The sequence below is a fragment of the Mycobacterium sp. NGS34 genome, assembly GCF_059812845.1.
Genome location: NZ_JCALDM010000051.1, coordinates 1 through 1,716 on the forward strand (window position 1 = coordinate 1; position 1,716 = coordinate 1,716).

At 64.6% G+C, this 1,716-nt stretch carries 1 protein-coding gene; it reads left to right on the forward strand.

Annotation, left to right across the window (positions count from 1 at the left end; genetic code table 11):
* Window positions 1–189 precede the first annotated feature (189 nt).
* On the forward strand, window positions 190–1,701 hold the full coding sequence (locus tag AC5Y7V_RS31335) for an IS1634 family transposase (protein ID WP_499883787.1): 1,512 nt from the start codon (window positions 190–192) through the stop codon (window positions 1,699–1,701).
* Window positions 1,702–1,716 lie beyond the last annotated feature (15 nt).

The following is a 1,716-nucleotide window of genomic DNA, read 5'->3' on the forward strand; positions in this document are numbered from 1 at the left end:
GCCGGTTCGCCTCATGCATAAGGGTCTAAAGTCCCTACCCCCTGGGGGTACTGGCCATAATGATAGGGATTCCAAGACCTGACTTGGCTCACGTTTCGGGTCGTGGGGTGATCGCAGGGGTTTGAGCTGGGGGTTTGTGGTTGGACTCGGCGGAATTTGTGCACTAATTGGGGGTCGTAGGCTGCGCTGGTGGCCTACGTGCGCACCGTGAAGACCGCCTCGGGGGCGACAGCGGTGCAGATCGTGTGGTCGTCGCGGCGCGGGTCACGCTCGATCGAGCACATCGGCTCGGCCCATGATGAAACCGAGTTGGCGGCGTTGAAGGCCGCCGCCGCCGAGCGGTTGATGGCCGGTCAGGCGGTGCTGGATCTGGGTGTGGCGGGCCCGGCGGGTGCGGAGCCGTTGCCGATCACGTCCTCGCAGATGACCCATCTGTGGGACGGGTTGTGCGCTGCCTACCGGGTGCTGGGGTTTGAGTCGGCGACCAAGGGCGACAACGTGTTTCGCGATCTGGTGTTGGCGCGGATCATCGAACCGGCCAGCAAACTCGACACCGAGCGGGTGCTCAGCGAGGTGGGAGTCCAGCCGGCCTCCTACGCCACCATCAAGCGCCGCTTGCCCGGCTACGCCAAATCGGCTTGGCGGCAATCGCTGGCCACCGCGTGCGCCGCCCATGCCGGCCTGGGACCTGCGTCGCTGGTGTTGTTCGACGTGTCCACTCTCTACTTCGAAACCGACGCCGGTGACGGGTTCCGCGAACCGGGGTTTTCCAAGGAACGCCGCCTGGAACCACAGATCACCCTCGGGCTGTTGACCGATGCCAGCGGGTTCCCGCTGACCGTGGAGGCCTTTGAGGGCAACAAGGCCGAGACCGCGACCATGCTGCCGGTGATCAACGCCTTCAAAAAAGCCCACCAGCTCACCGACGTCACCGTGGTCGCTGATGCCGGAATGATCTCTGAGGCCAACCAGATCGCCCTGCAGGGCGCGGGGTTGTCGTTCATCCTCGGCACCCGCATCCCACTGCTGCCCGACGTGGTCCGCCGATGGCGCGACAAACACCCCGACGAGGCGATCCCCGACGGGCTGGTGTTGACCCAACCGTGGCCGTCCACCAGCAGCGAAAAGGCCCGCGGCATCCCGGATCGGGTCATCTACTACCAATACCGCCATGATCGGGCCCGGCGCAGCCTGCGCGGCATCGACGAGCAGGTCGCCAAAGCCGAACGCGCCGTTGACGGCAAAGCCCCGGTCAAACGCAACCGCTACATCCAGCTGTCCGGTGCCACCAAGAGCGTCAACCGGGATCTGGAAGCCAAGACCCGGGCCCTGGCAGGCTGGAAGGGATACACCACCAACCTCACCGGGAAAAGCTCGGAGTTCGTCATCGACTCCTACCACCAGCTGTGGCGCATCGAGAAAAGCTTCCGGATGTCCAAGCACGACCTCCAAGCCCGACCGGTCTATCACCACATCCGCGAGTCCATCGAGGCCCACCTAAGCATCGTCGTCGCCGCGCTGGCCGTCAGTCACTGGATCGAACACCAAACCGGTTGGAGCATCAAGAAATTCGTACGTACCACATGCCGCTACCGCACCGTCAAAATCAAAGCCGGCGCCCAGATCCTCACCGCCGCCGACCCGCTACCCGACGACCTCCGCGACGCACTCGCCGACATCCGGGCCGACCGTGCGCACTAAATTGAGCCAAGTCGG